This window comes from Zavarzinia sp. (assembly GCF_041650655.1).
Lineage (GTDB): Bacteria > Pseudomonadota > Alphaproteobacteria > Zavarziniales > Zavarziniaceae > Zavarzinia.
In genome coordinates this window covers 1-4,198 of the sequence record NZ_JBAZKR010000187.1, presented here as the reverse complement: position 1 = coordinate 4,198, position 4,198 = coordinate 1, and the positions used below count along the sequence as shown (strand labels likewise).

At 68.3% G+C, this 4,198-nt stretch carries 3 protein-coding genes; all 3 read left to right on the top strand.

What is annotated here, in order from left to right; genetic code table 11:
- Window positions 1-1,596, top strand: a 1,596-nt coding sequence (locus WC493_RS21895; RefSeq protein ID WP_373068520.1) for a hypothetical protein, incomplete at its 5' end; no start/stop codon positions are given.
- Between the two features lie 3 nt (window positions 1,597-1,599).
- Window positions 1,600-3,825 carry a hypothetical protein gene (locus tag WC493_RS21890; protein WP_373068518.1) on the top strand — a complete coding sequence of 742 codons (2,226 nt, stop codon included), beginning with the start codon at window positions 1,600-1,602 and terminating at the stop codon, window positions 3,823-3,825.
- A complete protein-coding gene (locus WC493_RS21885; protein WP_373068516.1) occupies window positions 3,822-4,118 on the top strand; it encodes a hypothetical protein in 297 nt (98 codons plus the stop codon). The genes WC493_RS21890 and WC493_RS21885 overlap by 4 nt, the downstream gene beginning before the upstream one ends.
- Window positions 4,119-4,198: the final 80 nt, after the last annotated feature.

The window sequence follows — 4,198 nt, the reverse complement described above, 5'->3', positions numbered from 1 at the left end:
GTATGGGATTCGATGTTTGGGGCCGACTATCTCCAGGTCGACGCAGTCCAGGTCGAGGGCTCAGATGCCACCGACCAGATCCGCGACGCCGTCATCGACGACGCCACTCGGATCGACGCAAGCGCCCTCAACACACTCTCCGGCCACGATCCTGGCGAAGCGATCATGGGAGCAACGGACCTCGGCACTGGCGCTGGCCTGACCTCGCTCGCCTCGGCCGCCAACCTCGCTACGGTGGCGGGCTACATCGACACAGAAGTCGCCGCCATCCTCGCAGACACGAACGAGTTGCAGACCGACCTCGCCGACGGCGGGCGTCTCGACCTGCTGGTCGACGCCATCAAGGCCAAGACCGACAACATCCCGGCAGCCCCCGCGGCGACGGGCGACATTCCCAGCGCGGCGACGATCGCCGACGCGGTCTGGGACGAGGCGTCCACAGGCCACACGGACGCCGGTAAGGCGGGCGCGCAGGTCTGGACGGACATCGACGCCATTCTCGAGGACACCGGCACGACACTCGACGGCAAGGTCGACACCATCGACGGCAACGTCGACGCGATCCTCGCCGACACGGGCACAGACGGCGTCCAGGTGGCAGGGATCAAGGCTGCGGCACTCGCGGACCTGTTCGATACCGACTCCGGCACCACCTACGCTGCGGCTGTCGCGGGCTCGGTCGTCAAGGAGATCGCAGACAACGCGGGCGGCTCGGCACTCACGGCGGCAGGCATCGCCGACGCGGTCTGGGACGAGGCTGTTGCCGATCACAGCGGCGTGGGCTCCACGGGCGCCGCATTGGCCGCTGCGGGCGGCTCGGGCGATCCCTGGGCGACGGCACTGCCTGGCGCCTACGGCGCGGGTACGGCCGGCAAGATCATCGGCGACAACTTGAATGCGCCGGTCGGCACGGTCGACACGGTCGTGGACGCGATCAAAGCGAAGACGGACAACCTGCCGGCGAGCCCTGCCGCGGTTGGCTCGGCTATGACCCTTGAGGCGGGCGCTGTTACGGCGGCTGTCATCGCCACTGACGCCATCGACGGCGACGCGATTGCGGCGACGGCCGTCTCTGAGATTCAGAGCGGGCTTGCCGCGGCGGCAGACCTTGCGACCGTTGACACGGTCGTGGACGGGATCGCGACCACGCTCGGCGCGGCCGGCGCCGGCCTCACGGCGGTGCCCTGGAACGCCGCGTGGGACGCTGAGGTACAGAGCGAGGCTACCGACGCGCTCAACGCATACGACCCGCCGACGAAGGCTGAACTGGACGCAGGCTTCGCCGCACTGAATGACCTCGACGCGGCAGGCGTCCGGTCTGCCGTCGGCCTGGCCGCGGCCAACCTGGACACGCAGCTAGACGCGCTGCCGACGGCGACCGAGAACGCAGACGCCCTGCTGAACCGCGACATGAGCGCGGTCAGCGACACGACGGCACGCTCGCCGTTGAACGCGCTGCGGGCGCTGCGCAACAAGGTCGCGATCTCCGGCGCCACGATGACCGTCTACGAGGAGGACGACGCGACGTCGGCATGGACGGCTGCCGTTGCCACGGACGCAGGCGCAGACCCGATCACCAGCGTGGACCCCGCATAGCGCATGGCTGGCGGCTGGCCATCACTGCCGTTCTTGCGGCCGTTTGGGCGGCTTAGTCCGCCTGCCGAGATTCCGCCGCCCGAAATCGTCTTCCGGCCCGACACGCTGTCCGAGCCGCTCTACACGCTGCAGCTCGGCAGCACACATGGCGATGAGGTCACGCTTGAGCTCGACGCTGACAGCCTCATCTTCGGCTCCGGCATGCGTGGCTTCGCCTCACTGGAGTGCGAGGCCGACCTCGACACCTGCAACGCCGTCGTCTCCAACCGGCTCATCGTCGGCGAGACGGCGACGATCTTCGACAACGGCATCGCCTGCTGGCAGGGCGAGGTCGTCTCGCTGCCGCGGCCGGCGCCCGACGACCCCGTGCAGCAGATCATCTGTGCGGGCAGGTGGGACCGCGCGCGGCGCAACGAGAGCTACGGCAAGTGGTTCGTGTCCGACTCGACCTACGACCGCTGGAAGGAGCTGCCGGTCCGCATCCTGGGCCAGCCCTCACTGCTCGGCACGCGCCTCGAGGCGATCGCCGTCGATACCGATCGGCAGATCCTCGTCACGATCCCGAACGGCACGGTCTACAAGGTGGGCCAGGGCGTCGCCCTCGGCTTCTGGCTGTTCGACGGCCAGGACCCCTCAGCCAGCATCAGCCGCGTCACCTGCGACGTGTCTGTCGACCCCGGCGCCACGCAGTGGATCTTCGAGCTCTACGCGGTAGCCGACCTCTACGGTGGCCCGCAGGCGGCGCTCACCTATCTCGGTTCCTACTCCGTGGCTGCCTTCAACGACAAGATCGACCAGGACATCTCGGCCCACGACGCTCGCGCGCTCATCCTCTACGCGACGGCGGCGGCCAACGCGACGGCCGCGCAGGACTACTACATCCAGCTGCGTAACCTCGTGATCTACGCGGGCACGCAGGCCGCGCGGCGCATCGACGAGGCTATCGTCGAGATCCTGGACACCGACACAGGGATCGCCGACTCGTCGCAGTCCGAGGCGATCGGATCGGCCCTCACGCACCTTGTCATCGACCCTGACGACAGCGTCGCCGGGGCGGTCGAGAAGATCGAGGCGCTGCACTCGCTGCCCGTGCTGGCCGGAATCTGGGACGCCGGCGAGCTCGAGGTGAAGGAGCAGCCGACCGCGCCGCCTGATCGCACGCGCTACTACGAGGTGTCCGTCTCACAAGAGGGCGTCGTTTGGGACGTGCAGCCCGACGAAGAGGCCGATGTGGACGTGGCCAAGGTCGTCTACAGCCCGGCGCCCGAGAACGAGTGCCTTGACCCACACCCGTCCGGCGCTTCCCTTCCGGCATCGTGGACGGCAACCGCCGGCTGCAGCTCCTACAACGAGGGCGACGGCTACGTCTTCCGCCTCTTCAACTCAGCCGCCGACGCGAGCCCGACCATGGAGTACCGGCCCCCGGACGGCAGCGGTCACGGCATCCCGGTTGAGGCGGGAGTGACGTACCTCGCTCGCTGCCGGGCGCTTGTCAACGGGTTCGATGGCGGCCAGGCGCAGGTCTTCGTCCGCTGGCTTACGTCTGACGGCAGCTACTGTTCCCCGCTGTCGTATCACTTCATCGCGAGCCTCACTGCAGATGCTGACTGGGCTTGGTACACAGTCTGCGCTGCAGCTCCACCAGATGCTGCCTACGCGGTTCTCACGGCGCGCTGGTATCTCGGCACGACGGGCTACTCGCAGGCGCTTCGCGTCCGCGATGTCGAGTTCGAGGAGTTCGTCGACTCGGACACGCAACTCGTCGAGTACGTGCCGGCGCCGCCCAGCTCGCCGACATCGCGCATCGTCACCATGCAGGCCGGCTACCGGACGCAGGTGGGGGCCATCGCCGCGGGGCAGCAGTACATCGCGCACTACAGCGGCCAGGCTTCCGGGACCGTCCAGATCCCCGACTACGTCAAGGACGTGGACGGCCGTCTCTGGCCGTTGTCGCACATTCGGGCGTGGGACTGGGTGATCTGCACCGACTACCACGACCCCGACGCGCGCGGGCCGTTCATGGTGACCGGCGTCGAGATTCGCGACGGCGTCGCCATGCTGGCCATCGGCGGCGTGGACACGTACGCCTACGACCCGCCGGAGAAGGCGCAGGCGCGGCGCGGGCGCTTCCGGGGCGGCAAGTTCGTGTGGAAGAAGGTGCGCCGCAAAGTCAGAGGCCGCTGGCGCTGGGTGAAGCGCAAGGTGTGGCGGAAAGCGAGGTACCTGTGACACGTGAGGAGATGGACCGCATCGACGCCCTCCGGGCGGACATCGCCGACTGGCGCGACCGCGACCGTGAGGCGCTGGCGGAGGCGATCGCCGAGCACGAGGCGGCCTGCCTCGCCACGCACCTCGAACCTTACGAGCGCAAGCTCGACGCCCTTGTGCAGGCGGCGCACGACCGTGTCGTCGAGGAACGGCAGCGCAAGCGCTGGTTCAAGATTCTGGCAATCGCCTGCGGCAGCCTGGCCACCGCGATCGGCGTCGCGACGCCCTTCATCATGCTACTCATGACCGAATAGGAGGCATCATGCCCAAGGTCTACCTGAGCCCATCCGGCCAGATCCACAACGTCGGCGTCGGCAACTACGGCACCGAGGAG